This window comes from Streptomyces sp. NPDC002698 (assembly GCF_042888945.1).
In the GTDB taxonomy this organism is placed as follows: Bacteria; Actinomycetota; Actinomycetes; order Streptomycetales; family Streptomycetaceae; genus Streptomyces.
Window position 1 is genome coordinate 36425 of record NZ_JBIAQM010000046.1, and the last position, 14486, is coordinate 50910.

Sequence of the window (14486 nt, forward strand, 5' to 3'; positions counted from 1 at the left end):
CGTCCGAACAGTCCCCGCCCTCCTCTCCGGGCGGATATCAGGGTTCGGCCAGGGTCATCCCGACTGCCGCCGCGCCGTCCCGCCCGTCACCATGGACGCATGACAGATCAGCAGCACGCGGCGGCGGGGCCGGAGCCCGGCGCCGCTCCGGGTGACGAGCCGCGTGCTCACGGGGAAGCGGCGGCACGGCCGGCGGGCGCCGCCGCCGACGCCTCCTCCGAGGTGCCGCGCAGGTTCCGGCGCGACCGCCGGCAGAAGATGCTCGGCGGGGTGTGCGCCGGGCTCGGCCGGCAGTGCGACATGGACCCGGTGATCTTCCGCATCGTGCTGGCGGTGCTCGCCGCGACCGGCGGCATCGGCCTCATCTTCTACGGCTTCGCCTGGCTCTTCGTCCCGTACGACGACGAGGAGGAGAACGAGGTCCGCAAGCTGCTCACCGGCCGGGTCGACGGCCCCGCCCTGACCGCCGTGCTCTTCGCGCTGGTCGGCTGCGGAGTGTTCCTGTCCATGCTCAAGAACGGCGGCGTGCTGACGTTCGCCGTCGTCCTGTCCCTGCTGCTGGCGGGCGCGGGCTACTGGTCGCGGAACCGCGGCGCCGCCGACCCGGACCCCCTGGCCGCGCAGGCCGCCGCCGACGCCCCGCCGGAGGCGAAGGCCCCGCCCGTCCCCGACTCCTATCCCTCCTGGTGGCGCGAACCGATCGTCAAGGACGGTTCGCACGTCGGCGGCACCGGCTACATGTGGGGTCCCCTGGAGACCCTGGACCGCGATGTCGCGGCCGCGCTCGACATCGCCCGCGGCACCTCCCGCGCCGTCCCGCGGACGGACCGCGAGCGCGGACAGCGCGGTCCCCGCCCGATAGGCGGCCGCGTCTTCCTGCTCGCGCTCCTCGCGGGCGGCCTCACCACCAGCCTGAACTGGCACGACCGGGCACTCGGCACCAGCCTCCAGGCCGGACTGGCCGCCGCGCTCATCGTGTTCGGCCTGGGGATCGCCGTGAGCTCGTTCCGCGGTCGCACAGGCGCGGGAACGGTCTTCCTGGCGGTGATCACAGCCGGGCTCCTCGCGGCCTCCTCGGCCCTGCCGAAGGACATCGACACGCACTGGGTGCGGACGTACTGGACCCCGGCGACCGCGGCCGACGTACGGCCGGGCTACGACCTGGGCACGGGAGTGGGCACCCTCGACCTCAGCGGCGTCGACCTCGCCAAGGGGCAGACCGTGAAGACGAACGCCGAGGTGGGCGCGGGCCGGCTGAAGGTGATCGTCCCCAAGGACGCGACCGTGCGGCTGACCGTCGAGGTGGGCGTCGGAGACATCCAGCTGCCGGGTGACGACAAGAAGGACGTGGACGTGGAACCGGGCAAGCACAAGCAGGTGACCCTGCCGCCGGCGACGGGCGGCAAGGACGGCGGCACCTTCGACCTCGACCTCCAGGTCGGAGTCGGTCAGGCGGAGGTGGCCCGTGCCACGTCATGAGTTCCAGCCCGGAAAGCTGGTGGTGGGCCTCTTCCTCACCGCCGGGGGCATCTCCTACGCCGGAGACGCGGGCGGCTGGTGGGAGACCGAGTGGTTCGCCATCATCCCCGTCGTTGTCGTCGGCCTCTGCCTGGCGGGCGCCGTGGCGTCCGTGAACCACGCCGTCCGCAGACGCCGTGCCGCCCGGAGCCGCACCTGAACTCCCGCTCGGCCCACACGGTTCGTGTGGGCCCGCCGGTCGGCCCCGTCGGGCTCAGTAGCCGGTCCGTTGCTGACGGCGGCGTTTGATCACGGCATCCACCGACCAGTAGGACGCCCCGGCCAGCACCAACGGCGTCCAGCAGAACAGGTACGGGAGGTCGTTGCCGTAGTAGTACGGGTCGGAGGCCCAGCTCACCGTCAGCCACAGGCTGAGCGAGATCAGGGCGCCACCGAGCGCGGCGACGCGGGCGAACAGGCCGATCAGGATGCCGATCCCGACGGCCAGCTCACCGAACGCGATGGCGTAGCCGAAGCCGACGGGGTTCTTCAGGGACAGGTCGACGAGGGCCGGTATGGCGGAGGAGTCACGCACCGTGCGCATCATGTCGCCGATCGAGCCCGATCCGGAGGCCTTCATGAAGGCGCTGTCCGTCAGTTTGTCGAGGCCCGCGTAGATGAAGGTGACGCCCAGGAAGATCCGCAGTGGCAACAGGGCGTAGCGCGTCGCGGTCTCCCGCCAGTCCTGCCGCTCCCCCGGATACCGGGTGTGAGTATCCGTCCGCATACCGTGAGTCATCGCTCTCCGCCACCTCTCACCCGCGTGCCGTTGGCCACTCAACAGACCATACGTACGAATCGGTTCCCCGACTCATCCGACGGAACCTTTTCCGGGCCCCACCTCTCGGAACGCCCCGCTCGCCCCACCTCTCCCGGCCACCCAAAACCCTTCTTTCGCCCCCTCCGCCCCTACCCGACCCAAACCCGGGGCTCCGCCCCAGACCCCGCTCCTCAAACGCCGGAGGGGCTGGATTTTCCCGGCCGGGGCTGAAACTGCTGCCCCGCCGGGACTGAATCGTTCTGGACGGACGCACCCGCAGCCGGGATCCGGCGGAAGGGGACGTGCCGGTACATCGATGCCCGTCGCCACCGACGCCCACCCCTCACCCAACGGCGACGGGCTGATGCACCGGCACGGCCCCGACCCACAACGCACCCGCACCCGCGAACGCACCGATACCGCCGGATCAGTCCGTCACATCGATCTCGTACCGGTTCGTCTCGACCCCCGCCGCGGTGACCACCTGCACCTCCACCCGCCCCGGTTCCACATCCACCGGCACAGGCACCGTCAGCACGGCGTCCGTGGGATTGCTGAACCCCCCGGACACCGGCACCAACGGCACATGCACATGCACCGCCCCGATCCGCACGACCATCCGTGACAGCCGGTCCGCGGTCTGCGCCCCGGGCGGCACGAACCCGGCACCCCGGATCTCGATGTCGTCCCCGGTGCGGATGGGCGCGTCCAGATCGCCCGCCTCACGGGACCGGACCACGGAGAGGATCACCGGCCGCCCGCCCTCGGCGTACTTCCCGGCGAGATAGGTCGCGGCCGACACCAGCACCAGCAGGGCCAGCCCCCACGGCAGATCGGGCAGCTGCGACGGCCGCCGAGCCAGCCGCACCGCCGCGAAGACGAGAGCGACCCCGCTGATCACGACGTACTGGATGTCCGCGAAGCCGCCCCGCCCGGAGTCGTCGGTCAGCAGGTCCGCAGCCCGCGGCCGGTCCGCGCGGACCTTCTGCAGCCGCTGCCCCAGCACCCGCAGCCCGACCACCCGCCGCACCAGCACGGCGACCCCGCAGACCACCGCGACGACGGTCACGACACCGGCGGCCCGCGCGAGTTCGAGCCCGGCGATGAGTTCGTCCCGGCGGCCGTGCCCGGAGGCCGCCGCGAGCTGCCCCACCAGCACGAGCACCGCGTACACCACGAGCATCACCCAGCCGGTGGCCACCGCGCGGGAGGTGGAGAGCCGGTTGTCCTCGCCGATGACCGGCGCGAGAACCCCGCCCCGCGTCCGGTGCAGCCAGGCCGCCCCGGTCAGGAGTCCGGCCAGCACGACCGCGGCGAGCAGCCCCGCCGTCCGCGCCGCCGTCCAGCCGGCCCCGATCGCGGTGAGCGCCTGCACGAGCAGGAGGACGACGACGGCGGCCCAGACGGTGGACGCGGTGTACCGCCACAGGCGGCCCAGCCACGCCTCGCCCTCCAGGCGGCCTCGCTCGGCGACGAGGTCCGCGGACTGGGTCAGTTCGTCGGACACCCACTGCCGGGACGCCGAGGCGGAGTGCGCGACCCCGGCGGGCAGCCCCTGCCCGGCCGCCAGCGCGTCGCGCTTGGCGAGGAACGCGGCGACGGCCCGCCGGTGCCCCGCACGCGCCCCGTGCGGGCAGTCCCCGCACGTGCAGCCGCCCTCGTGCCCGCCCGGTCCCCCGCCCTGCTCCGCACCCGGACCGCCACCGGGGCCGCCGCTCCACACGGTGCCCGATCCCGACCCCGGCCCGGCACCGTGCCCCGCACCGTGTCTCGCCTCCTGCACCGCCACGCTCACTGCCGCCTTCCCGCGCCAGAAAAAACTCCGTACAGCCGGTATGTCACGAATGCCCGGCTGCCGCGCCCCCACCCGACAACTCTCCTGTGACGAAAGCGAATTGTGCCGTACTCGGCACCTCGCGCACGCGTCAGGTCGATTCGGCGCGGGTGAAGCAAGTTACCCCTTGTTGACCCGGCGGCGGACGACGCGCCGTCGCGGACAGGCCCTAGCTGAGCAGATCGGGCTCGCTGCGGCTGATGTCCTGCCACAGCGGCTGGTAGTTGATCCACGCCACCAGGTCGCCGCCGAGCTGTTCGCGGGTGGCGACCGCCTGCTTGTGGTCGATGAGGAGGGGCCGGCCCGCGGCCTTCGCGGTGAGCTGGACCTGGCTCGACCGCTCCATGGACAGGAACCACCAGGCCGCCGCGTCCACCGAGTCCCCGACGGTCAGCAGCCCGTGGTTGCGCAGCACCAGCGCCTTGCGGCTGCCCAGCGCGGACGCGATCCTGCGGCCCTCCTCGGCGTCGACATTGACCCCGGTGTAGGCGTCGTACAGTGCGTGGTCCTCGTAGAAGGCGCAGCTCTCCTGGGTGATCGGGTCGAGCAGGTCACCGAGGGCGGCGAGGGCACGGCCGTGCACGGAGTGGCAGTGGGCGACGGCGACGACGTCGGGGCGGGCCGCGTGGACCCGGGAGTGCACGGTGAACGCGGCCTGGTTCACGTGGTAGCGGCCCTCGATCACCTGGCCCTCCCCGTTGACCATGACCAGGTCGCCGACGGTGACGTGCTTGAACGGCATGCCGAACGGATTGACCCAGAAGCAGTCGCTGTACTCCGGGTCGCGTGCCGTGATGTGTCCCGAGACGCCGTCCTCGAAGCCGAGCCGTCCGAACAGCCGCAGCGCGCCGGCCAGCCGCTCCTTGCGGTGCCGCCGTTCGTCGTCCGTCGACTCGTGCATCGGCGGCATGGCGAAGCGGAGCTGGTCGGTGGGGCGGGGCAGCGGCGGAGTGGGCCCGTGCATATGTCCTCCAGCACTGGCGTGTTCGGTACGAGCGGAAGTTACCCGGGGTCAGCGCAGGAGAACAGGGGTGTTCCGTGAGAGAAAAATGTGGAACGCCGGGGGACACAGGCAATACCCGACAGGAGACGTCGGGTATACGCGGCAGACTCGCCGCATGAACTGGGCAGCACTCTCCACCGCCGAACCGGACCTCGCCGGCACCGTCGAACAGCGCTTCGGCGCCTTCACCCACCACGTCCTCGCGACCCTCCGCAAGGACGGCTCGCCCCGCACCTCCGGCATCGAGGTGCGCTTCCTGGACGGCGAGCTGTGGCTCGGCATGATGCCGGACTCCCTCAAGGCACTCGACCTGCGCCGCGACCCGCGCTTCGCGCTCCAGGCCAACCCCGGGGCGGGTACCGACATGGGCGGCGGCGACGTACGGATCAGCGGGCGGGCGGTCGAGGTGGGCGACGGCGTCCCCGCCAAGGCCGCGTACGTGAAAGAGGTGGAACCGCCGGAGCCGTTCCACCTCTTCCGCACCGAGCTGAGGGAGGTCACACGGACCTATGTCGAGGACGACACGTATCTGGTCGTCCAGGTCTGGAAGCCCGGCGCGCCGGTGCGCACGCTCAAGCGGACCTGAAGCGGGAGCGCCGCTCCCGCCCGCGGGAGGACTACTCCCACTCGATGGTGCCCGGGGGCTTGCTCGTCACGTCGAGCACGACGCGGTTGACGTCCGCGACCTCGTTCGTGATCCGGGTCGAGATCTTCGCCAGGACGTCGTACGGCAGCCGCGACCAGTCGGCCGTCATGGCGTCCTCGCTGGACACCGGACGCAGCACGATCGGGTGGCCGTAGGTGCGGCCGTCGCCCTGGACGCCCACGCTGCGCACGTCGGCGAGCAGGACGACCGGGCACTGCCAGATCTCGCGGTCGAGACCGGCGGCGGTCAGCTCCTCGCGGGCGATGGCGTCGGCGGCGCGGAGCAGGTCCAGACGCTCCTTGGTCACCTCGCCGACGATCCGGATGCCGAGGCCGGGGCCGGGGAACGGCTGGCGCTGGACGATCTCCTCCGGCAGGCCGAGCTCCTGGCCGACCATCCGGACCTCGTCCTTGAACAGCTTGCGCAGCGGCTCGACGAGCTGGAACTCCAGGTCCTCGGGGAGGCCGCCCACGTTGTGGTGGGACTTGATGTTCGCGGTGCCGGTGCCGCCGCCGGACTCGACCACGTCCGGGTAGAGCGTGCCCTGGACCAGGAACGCGACGTCCTCGCCCTCGGCGGCCTCGGCGATGATCTCCACCTGGGCCTGCTCGAAGACGCGGATGAACTCGCGCCCGATGATCTTCCGCTTCTCCTCGGGGTCCGAGACGCCCTTGAGCGCGGTGAGGAAGCGCTCCTCGGCGTCCACGACCTTGAGCTGCACGCCGGTCGCGGCGACGAAGTCCTTCTCGACCTGCTCGGTCTCGCCCTGGCGCATCAGACCGTGGTCGACGTACACACAGGTGAGCTGGGAGCCGATGGCCTTCTGGACGAGGGCCGCGGCGACCGCCGAGTCCACTCCGCCGGACAGACCGCAGATCGCGCGCTTGGTGCCGACCTGCTCGCGGATCAGGGCGACCTGCTCGTCGATGACGTTGCCGGTCGTCCAGGACGGGGTGAGACCCGCGCCGCGGTACAGGAAGTGCTCCAGGACCTGCTGGCCGTGCGTGGAGTGCATGACCTCGGGGTGGTACTGGACGCCGTAGAGCTTCTTCTCGTCGTTCTCGAAGGCGGCGACCGGGACGACGTCCGTGGAGGCCGTGACGGTGAAGCCCTCGGGGGCGGCGGAGCAGGCGTCGCCGTGCGACATCCACACCGGCTGCTCGTCCGGGGTGCCCTCGAACAGCGTGGAGCCGGACTTCGAGACGTGCAGCGGCGTGCGGCCGTACTCGCGGGCGCCGGTGTTGTCGACCGTGCCGCCGAGGGTCGTGGCCATGAGCTGGAAGCCGTAGCACATGCCGAAGACGGGGACGCCCGCCTCGAAGAGCTCGCGGTCCAGGCGCGGGGCGCCCTCCGCGTAGACCGACGAGGGACCGCCGGAGAGGATGATCGCGGCCGGGTTCTTGGCGAGCATCTCCTGGACCGGCATGGTGCTCGGCACGATCTCGCTGTAGACCCGGGCCTCACGGACGCGACGGGCGATGAGCTGGGCGTACTGCGCACCGAAGTCGACGACCAGGACGGTGTCGGGGGCGGCGGGGGACGCTTCTGGCACGGTCTGCCTTCCGGCGGTGAGCAAAAGGGTGTGTACGGCCGATTCTACCGGGGGCCGCGGTGGGCCCGGCGCCCGCGGGGTTCCGGGGGCAGCGGCGGGCCCGGCACCCGCGGGGTTCCGGACGCCGGGTCTCACCATCCGAACCGTCTTGGCCGGCGCCGCCGCGGGCGTGCATACTGCCGTCATGCTCACGCACACGACCTTCCTGTTTACCTATGGCAACCGGCCCACCGGCTGCCATGGTCGTGCTGCTTGAGCAACTGACAAGCGACTTCCCAGGCGCCCCGGGCCGACAAGGCCCGGGGCGTCTGCCGTTTCCGGGCCCTGCCGCTCCGGGGCACCCCTTCCACCGAGGAGCCCCACCATGGCCGACGTACTCGACAAGACCGGCGCCCGCACCGACGAGGCCGCCGACGTGATCACCGGTGCCCGTGAGCGCATCGACGCCCTGGACGACCGGATCATCGGTCTCGTGCAGGAGCGGATGGCCGTATCGGCCGTGATCCAGGAGGCCCGGATCACGTCCGGCGGCCGCCGGGTGAACCTCTCCCGCGAGATGGAGATCCTCGGCCACTACCGGGACGCGCTCGGCAAGCCCGGCACCTCGCTGGCCATGACCCTGCTCGAACTGTGCCGCGGCCGGATCTGAGACCCGCACCCGGCGTACGCACGTACGCATTCCCTCTCACCCGTACGGCGCGTATCCGGGGCGCCGCGGACTTCGTTTCTTCTGGTGTCCGTGTCAGCCAGGGGCGGGCCCGAAAGAACCACGCGTGGCTTCACTGGAGCGATGAGACGTACGGATCGTGCCGTGCGTCGTGGGACCTCGCTCCAGGTCGTGTGACCGGACGGCAGGGGACAGCAGCCCGGTCACTCAAGAGAACGGTCGGCCCCGGGGACGCCCGGGGCCGCCCGACGGAACCTGTTCAGGCCGTCGTCACGTGCGCGCCCTCGAGCGCCGCGGCACGGACCGGCGGCCACTCCCGTCGACCGGCGGCGCGACCCCCGACGCCGCTCCGAGGCACCGGTGCCGCCCCGACGCCGGTGCTGCCGTGACGAAGGGCCCCGCGGACACGTGTCCGCGGGGCCCTTCGCCGTGCCCGGAGCACGGACGCAGCGCGGACGCCGGGACACGGAGACGTCGGTGCGGGAAACCTGCCTGCCGCCCCGTCACCCCGCGCGCCCGGCCGGACGGTTCCCCCTCCAGGCGTCTCGAACGGACGGGCGCGAGCCGCACGTCGATGTGACCCATACCACATAAGAATTTCGTGAGGTACAGGACAACCATTCCCGGACCCGGCCGGTCTCACCTGCAGAACCAACGGTCACATCCGTGTCCACACGCGGAAGACCATCCACAAACTCCATATTCGCGCCGCGAGTTCACGGCGCACAGGATCACCGAGGTCTTCATGAAGCTTCGCCGTGCCATGGCCACTGCGGCCGCGACGGCTGTCATAGCACCGCTCGCGTTGCTGTCGGTCGCGCCGGCCGCGTTCGCGGAAGAAAGCCCGTCCCCGAGTGCGAGCGTGTCCGAGTCAGCAACCGAGTCGGCCGAGCCGAGCCAGAGCGAGTCGGCCGAGCCGACCGACACGGCGTCGGCCTCCGCGTCCGCCTCCTCCTCCGCTTCGGAGTCGGCGCCCGCGCCGAGCGCCTCCACGTCGGAGTCGGCGCCCGCGCCGAGCGCCTCCGCCTCGGAGTCCGAGTCGGAGTCCCCCGAGCCCGAGCCCTCCGAGTGCTCGGACTCCAAGGTCCAGGTCTCCATCAACGGCCTGCCCGGCAAGATCGCGGCGGGCAGCGGATGGCACAAGTTCTCCCTGGACGTCCTGAACAACTCCGACTCCACCCTGAGTGACCTCGGCTTCTTCGCGGGCGCGTCGCCCGACAAGAACGGCGAGGACATGTTCAAGAGCAAGCAGGTCCAGCTCCAGGCGTACAACCCGGACGACAAGGTCTGGGAGGACGTCGACTCCGAGGGGTACGCCGTCGGCTTCGTCGGTTACACCGACGAGCTCAAGCCCGACTACGAGGTCGACATCCCGCTGCGCATCAACGTGAAGTCCAGCGCCCCGGTCGGCGCCGGCTTCTCGCTGGGCGCGAGCATCTACGGCGACGCCGACGCGGAGTGCACCGGCTTCGGCGAGGTCGCGTACAAGTTCCAGATCGTCGCGGCCGGCACGGACACCGACGGCACCAAGCCGACGGAGGGTGGCAAGGTTCCGGTCTCGGACAAGCCCGCCGACAAGAGCAACACGCCTTCGGTCGACGGCAGCCTCGCCGAGACGGGCTCCAGCTCCGCGCTGCCGATGATCGGCCTCGCCGGCGGTATCGCCGTCGTCGCCGGCGCCGGTGCGCTGGTCGTCGTCCGTCGCCGCAAGTCCGGCGCGAGCGCGTAACACCACGGCACGGCACGACTGACGCGGTCGTCGGTCACGTACGAAGAGAAGGACCTGCGCTCGGAGGGGGGCGCAGGTCCTTCTTCTCGCTGTACGGGCCGGCGGCCGGGCCCCGGCTCCAGGGGGCCGGGTCCCGAACTACGCCTGCGCCTAAGGCTTCGGCGGCATGGTCGGCATGCCCAGGAACGGCAGCCGCAGCGCGCCGAACGCGTCCGCGGGAACGACGGGACGCCCCGGCTCCACCGCCTTGAGACGCTCGTACGAGGCCCCCGGCGCCGGACGCGGATCGGCCTCGCCCTTGTTGGGCCAGAACGACATGGCCCGCTCGGCCTGCGCGGTGATGGTGAGCGACGGGTTGACGCCGAGGTTCGCGGAGACGGCGGCGCCGTCGACCACGGAGATGCCGGGGTGGCCGTAGAGCCGGTGGTAGGGGTCGATGACGCCCTCCTCGGCACCGGCGCCGATCGGACAGCCGCCGAGGAAGTGGGCGGTCAGCGGGGTGCCCATCAGCTCGCCGACGTTGCTGCCCGGGAAGCCGTTGATCTCCTCGGCGAGGACGGAGGCGGCGCGCGAAGCGGCCTCGATCTGCTTGGGGTTGGGGGCACCGTGTCCCTGACGTGCCGTCAGCAGACCCTTGCCCGCGCCCTTGGGCTTGAGATACGTCGTCAGGGAGTTGTCGAGCGACTGCATCACCAGCCCGATGATGGTGTGTTCGGACCAGCGGCGGTTGGAGAGCGACCGGAGCGTCAGCAGCGGATGCCGGGCCGCGTTGACGAGCCACCCGGCCACCCTCGACGAGCCCTCGGCGTAGGGGACCTGGAGGATGGACATGCCGCCCATGGCGTTGGAGCCCTTGCCGTAGCGCACGGGTTCGATGTGGGTGTTCTCGTCCGGGTGGATCGAGGACGTGATGGCCACGCCCTGGGTGAAGTCGGCCCTGGGTGTCCCGTGCGCCTTGCGGTAGCGGCGGTCGTCGGTCTGCGCGCCGACCAGCGCCTCGGAGTTGGTGCGGGTCAGCTCGCCCAGCCTCTTCGACAGGTACGGGAGCTGGCCGCCGGCCTTCATGCGGTGCAGCAGCGTCTGGGTGCCGTAGGTGCCGGCTGCGAGAACGACCCGGCGCGCGGTGAACGTCCGCCCCCGGCCCTTGCGTCGGTTGTCCGTCGGGAGGGTCCGGACGGCGTAACCGCCCCGCGAGTCGTCGGTGACGGACACGACGGTCGTCATGGGATGGACGACGGCACCCGCCTTCTCGGCGAGGTGGAGATAGTTCTCGTTGAGGGTGTTCTTGGCGCCGTGGCGGCAGCCGGTCATGCACTCGCCGCATTCGGTGCAGGCCTTGCGCGAGGGCCCGGCGCCACCGAAGTACGGGTCGGCGACCTCCTCACCGGGCTTCGCGCCGGCGGAGCCGTCCGCGTCCTGTCCGTCGCCGAAGAAGACGCCGACCGGCGCCATGTGGAAGGTGTCGCCGACCCCCATCCGCTCGGCCGCGGCCTTGAGATGGACGTCCGACGGGGTCATGGTCGGGTTGAGCCGCACACCCAGCATGCGCCGGGCCTGGTCGTAGTACGGCTTCAGCTCCTCCTCCCAGTCGGTGATGTCCTTCCACTGCGGGTCCTCGAAGAACGGCTTCGGCGGTACGTAGAGGGTGTTGGCGTAGTTGAGCGAACCGCCGCCCACGCCCGCGCCCGCCAGCACCATCACATTGCCCAGCAGATGGATGCGCTGGATTCCGTACATGCCGAGCCGCGGGGCCCAGAGGTAGTTCCTGATGTCCCAGGAGTTCTTGGGGAGCGTGTCGCGGGTGAAGCGCCGGCCGGCTTCGAGGACACCCACGCGATACCCCTTCTCCGTCAGCCGCAGGGCGGTGACGGAGCCGCCGAAGCCGGAGCCGACGACGACGACGTCGTAGTCGTACGCTCCCTCGTCCGGCTGTTCCTGGACAGAGCTCTCCTGTGACACGTGCCGCTCTCCTCGTCGAGACCGTTTGAGAACTGTTTGAGAACCGGGGACCGTTGCCGAGGACCCGCGAAGGGCGACGGCCCCTACCGCAGGCGGATCGCCTTCATCAGCTTCAGGCTCCGGCTCATGAACGCCGCGTACTTCTCGTCGTCCATGCCCAGGGACGGCGCCATCGGCAGCAGTCTCTGGTGGGCGACGGTCTGCGCCTCGGTGTACTTGAGGATGCCCTCGGAGCCGTGCCGGCGGCCGAGGCCGGAGTCCTTCATGCCGCCCATGGGCGACTGGACGCTGCCGTACGCGGGCGCGTACCCCTCGTTGACGTTCACCGTGCCGGTCCGCAGCCGGGCCGCGATCGCGCGACCGCGCCGGCCGTCCTTCGTCCAGACGGAGGAATTGAGCCCGTACGAGGTGGAGTTGGCGCGCTCGACGACCTCGTCCTCGGTCTTGAAGCGGTAGAGGGAGACGACGGGGCCGAACGTCTCCTCGGCGCAGACGGCCATCGGGGCCTCGACTCCGTCGAGGATGGTGGGCTCGTAGAAGTACGGGCCGATGTCGGGCCGGGCGACACCGCCCGCGACGACCCTGGCCCCCTTGGCGACGGCTTCCTCGACGTGCCGCGTCACGGTCTCCAACTGCCGCTCCCCGACCAGGGAGCCCATGTCCGCCCCGTACGCGAGGGACGTGCCGAGCCGTATGGCCCTGGTCCGGGCGGCGAACCGCTCCGTGAACGCGTCGGCTATGGACTCGTGGACGTACAACCGCTCGATGGAGATGCAGAGTTGGCCCGCGGAGGAGAAGCAGGCGCGGACGGCGCCGGCGGCGGCCTTGTCGAGGTCGGCGTCCTCCAGGACCACCATGGCGTTCTTGCCGCCGAGTTCGAGGGAGACGCCGACGAGACGGGCGGCCGCGCCCTGCGCGACCTCGCGTCCGGTCCGGGTCGACCCCGTGAAGGAGACGTAGTCGGCGTGCCGGACGACCTCGGGTCCGACGACCGGCCCGTCACCGATGACGACCTGGAAGACCTCGGCGGGCAGCCCGGCCTCGACGAGCAGGTCACGCGCCCACAGGGCGGTGAGGCAGGTCTCGGTGTCGGGCTTCATGACGACCGCGTTGCCCGCGACGAAGGCCGGCAGCGCGTCGCCGACCGACAGCTCCAGCGGGTAGTTCCAGGGCGCGATCTGCCCGACGACACCGCGCGGGTGACGCAGTTCGGTGACCTTGGTGAGGGTCGGCATCGCGCCCGCGTGGCGCTTGGGGCGCAGATAGGAGGGTGCCTTGAGGCCGTAGTGCCGCGCGGCGACCAGGACGGCCTGGACCTCTTCGTGGGCGTGCAGCCGGGCCTTGCCGGTCTCCAGCTGGATGAGGTCCAGGACCTCGGCCTGCCGGGCGAGCACGAGGTCGTGGAAGCGGAGCAGGACGGCGGCGCGCCGCCGTACCGGAGTGGCCGCCCACGCGCCCTGTGCGGCACGGGCCCGCTCGAAGGCCTTCTCGACGTCCTCGGGGGTGGACTCGGGCACGTCGGCGAGCTTCTCGCCGGTGAACGGCGTGTGGTTGGCGGTCCGCCCCGAACCGGTCACGCCCTTGGTGAGCTGCGCGACGAGCTCGGGGGTGACGACATCGGCGGCGGTACGCGCGCCGGCCGGGGCGGGGGCGAGGGGGTTGGTGCCGAGGGCGGCGGTCACGGCGGCCGCGCCGGCCGTCGTGTCGGTACCGGCCGTCTCATCGGCGCCGGTGCTGTCCGTGGCCTGCTCCGCGGCCTGCGAGTCCGTCATGAGCCGCAGAGTATGCCCACGCGCCCCCTTTGGGTACCCGTCGGTAATGGCCTTTCACCGAGTGCTCACACACTGCCAGTGATCACTGGCAGCAAATGCGCTGATCAGGGGGTTGTCGGTCCGACGATCACCAGCGGATCGGTTCTCACGGTTTGTCGATGTCCAGGTTCGCGATCGCCGCGTCGGCGACCTCACGGCCCCGCGCGGTGAAGTCCCCGTCGCCCGGATAGCTGATCGTGAGCTTGTACATGTCCCCGGACTTCGACTTGAAGTAGAAGAGCCTCACTTCGCGGGGACGGGGACTCCGGCTGTCGTCGGTCTTGTAGGTCACCGTGTTCTCGGCGGACTCCCGGCCCCGGTACGTCGCCCTCGCGTCCGGCTTCGTCCGCGGCCCCGCCGGCATGTTCAGGTCGTAGGCGCCGCTCGCCTTGAACGTACCGTCGTCCGCGTACATCTCGGCCCTGGCGGAGTCCTTGATCACCTTGCTGGCGTCCTCGGACTTCAGGACGAGTCTCAGCCCGATCCAGATGCTCCCGCTCCAGTCGGTGTACGTGACCCAGTGCCCCTTGTCCGACGCCCGGTCCGGTGTCCCCTCCTGGTACTCCGCGGGCACCGCCAGCGTCGCGGCGACGTCGGCCACGTGCCGCTTCTTCCAGCCGTCCGGCAGCGGACCGGCGAACGGGTCCGCGATCACCACGTACGCCGTCGTCGCGGCCGCGACGACCACGGCGGCGACCGCCGCCACGAGGCCGACCAGGGCCTTGCGGCCGATACGGATGCCCCCGCCGCCGGACGCCGGGTCTCCGTCCGGGCCCGTGCTGCCCTCGATCCGCACGATCTGTGTCGGCGCGGGGGCGGGCGGCCGTACGGCCTCCTCCAGGAGGCGCCGGACCTCGGCCGCCGCGGGGCGGTGGGACGGTTCCTTGGCGAGCAGGCCGTTGATCGCCTCCGTGAGCGGGGGGGGCGCGGCGGGGGGGGGGGCCGGGGGGGGGGGGGGGGGGGCGGGGGGGGGGGGGGGGGGGGGGGGGGGGGGGGGCGGGGGGGGC

The 14486-nt window shown here is 71.5% G+C and carries 11 protein-coding genes and 1 pseudogene; 5 read left to right on the forward strand and 7 right to left on the reverse strand.

Annotation, left to right across the window (positions count from 1 at the left end; all coding sequences use genetic code 11):
* Window positions 1-99 precede the first annotated feature (99 nt).
* Together ACFYW9_RS36745 and ACFYW9_RS36750 are read left to right on the forward strand one after the other, a co-directional pair.
* On the forward strand, window positions 100-1479 hold the full coding sequence (locus ACFYW9_RS36745; RefSeq protein WP_389159438.1) for a PspC domain-containing protein: 1380 nt from the start codon (window positions 100-102) through the stop codon (window positions 1477-1479).
* Window positions 1466-1678 carry a hypothetical protein gene (locus ACFYW9_RS36750; protein WP_389159439.1) on the forward strand — a complete coding sequence of 71 codons (213 nt, stop codon included), beginning with the start codon at window positions 1466-1468 and terminating at the stop codon, window positions 1676-1678. The genes ACFYW9_RS36745 and ACFYW9_RS36750 overlap by 14 nt, the downstream gene beginning before the upstream one ends.
* A gap of 54 nt (window positions 1679-1732) precedes the next feature.
* On the opposite strand, the gene ACFYW9_RS36755 is transcribed toward ACFYW9_RS36750, so the two are convergent.
* The 3 genes from ACFYW9_RS36755 to ACFYW9_RS36765 form a co-directional block, all read right to left on the reverse strand.
* Window positions 1733-2257: a DoxX family protein gene (locus tag ACFYW9_RS36755; RefSeq protein ID WP_351868346.1), complete on the reverse strand. Its 525-nt coding sequence runs from the start codon at window positions 2255-2257 to the stop codon at window positions 1733-1735.
* A gap of 448 nt (window positions 2258-2705) precedes the next feature.
* Complete coding sequence (locus ACFYW9_RS36760; RefSeq protein ID WP_389159446.1) at window positions 2706-4001, reverse strand: hypothetical protein; 1296 nt, start codon at window positions 3999-4001, stop codon at window positions 2706-2708.
* 280 nt (window positions 4002-4281) lie between these two features.
* A complete protein-coding gene (locus ACFYW9_RS36765) occupies window positions 4282-5076 on the reverse strand; it encodes a class II aldolase/adducin family protein (RefSeq protein ID WP_389159440.1) in 795 nt (264 codons plus the stop codon).
* A 154-nt stretch (window positions 5077-5230) separates the two neighbouring features.
* On the opposite strand from ACFYW9_RS36765, the gene ACFYW9_RS36770 reads away from it, so the two are divergent.
* Window positions 5231-5701 (forward strand): pyridoxamine 5'-phosphate oxidase family protein, encoded by a 471-nt coding sequence (locus tag ACFYW9_RS36770; protein WP_389159441.1) that lies wholly within the window; start codon window positions 5231-5233, stop codon window positions 5699-5701.
* Window positions 5702-5732: 31 nt separating this feature from the next.
* On the opposite strand, the gene guaA is transcribed toward ACFYW9_RS36770, so the two are convergent.
* Window positions 5733-7313 (reverse strand): glutamine-hydrolyzing GMP synthase, encoded by a 1581-nt coding sequence (gene guaA / locus ACFYW9_RS36775; RefSeq protein WP_389159442.1) that lies wholly within the window; start codon window positions 7311-7313, stop codon window positions 5733-5735.
* 364 nt (window positions 7314-7677) lie between these two features.
* Here guaA and ACFYW9_RS36780 point away from each other — a divergent pair, with 364 nt between their 5' ends.
* Together ACFYW9_RS36780 and ACFYW9_RS36785 are read left to right on the forward strand one after the other, a co-directional pair.
* Complete coding sequence (locus tag ACFYW9_RS36780) at window positions 7678-7962, forward strand: chorismate mutase (protein WP_329301276.1); 285 nt, start codon at window positions 7678-7680, stop codon at window positions 7960-7962.
* 880 nt (window positions 7963-8842) lie between these two features.
* Entirely contained in the window at window positions 8843-9709 is an 867-nt protein-coding gene (locus tag ACFYW9_RS36785; RefSeq protein ID WP_389159443.1) for an LAETG motif-containing sortase-dependent surface protein, read from the forward strand.
* A 150-nt stretch (window positions 9710-9859) separates the two neighbouring features.
* Here ACFYW9_RS36785 and ACFYW9_RS36790 read toward each other — a convergent pair whose 3' ends face one another.
* From ACFYW9_RS36790 to ACFYW9_RS36800, 3 genes and pseudogenes are all read right to left on the reverse strand, one after another.
* On the reverse strand, window positions 9860-11668 hold the full coding sequence (locus ACFYW9_RS36790; RefSeq protein WP_389159444.1) for a GMC family oxidoreductase N-terminal domain-containing protein: 1809 nt from the start codon (window positions 11666-11668) through the stop codon (window positions 9860-9862).
* An 83-nt stretch (window positions 11669-11751) separates the two neighbouring features.
* On the reverse strand, window positions 11752-13440 hold the full coding sequence (locus tag ACFYW9_RS36795) for a succinic semialdehyde dehydrogenase (RefSeq protein ID WP_351871995.1): 1689 nt from the start codon (window positions 13438-13440) through the stop codon (window positions 11752-11754).
* Between the two features lie 145 nt (window positions 13441-13585).
* Window positions 13586-14425 (reverse strand): annotated as a pseudogene (locus ACFYW9_RS36800) (serine/threonine protein kinase); the annotation flags it as partial.
* Window positions 14426-14486 lie beyond the last annotated feature (61 nt).

Bases quoted from the DNA above. Each gene is read 5' to 3' on its own strand.
- ACFYW9_RS36795 (WP_351871995.1), bottom strand. From the start codon at position 13,440: ATGACGGACTCGCAGGCCGCGGAGCAGGCCACGGACAGCACCGGCGCC.
- ACFYW9_RS36745 (WP_389159438.1), top strand. From the start codon at position 100: ATGACAGATCAGCAGCACGCGGCGGCGGGGCCGGAGCCCGGCGCCGCT.
- ACFYW9_RS36755 (WP_351868346.1), bottom strand. From the start codon at position 2,257: ATGACTCACGGTATGCGGACGGATACTCACACCCGGTATCCGGGGGAG.
- ACFYW9_RS36770 (WP_389159441.1), top strand. From the start codon at position 5,231: ATGAACTGGGCAGCACTCTCCACCGCCGAACCGGACCTCGCCGGCACC.
- ACFYW9_RS36765 (WP_389159440.1), bottom strand. From the start codon at position 5,076: ATGCACGGGCCCACTCCGCCGCTGCCCCGCCCCACCGACCAGCTCCGC.
- ACFYW9_RS36780 (WP_329301276.1), top strand. From the start codon at position 7,678: ATGGCCGACGTACTCGACAAGACCGGCGCCCGCACCGACGAGGCCGCC.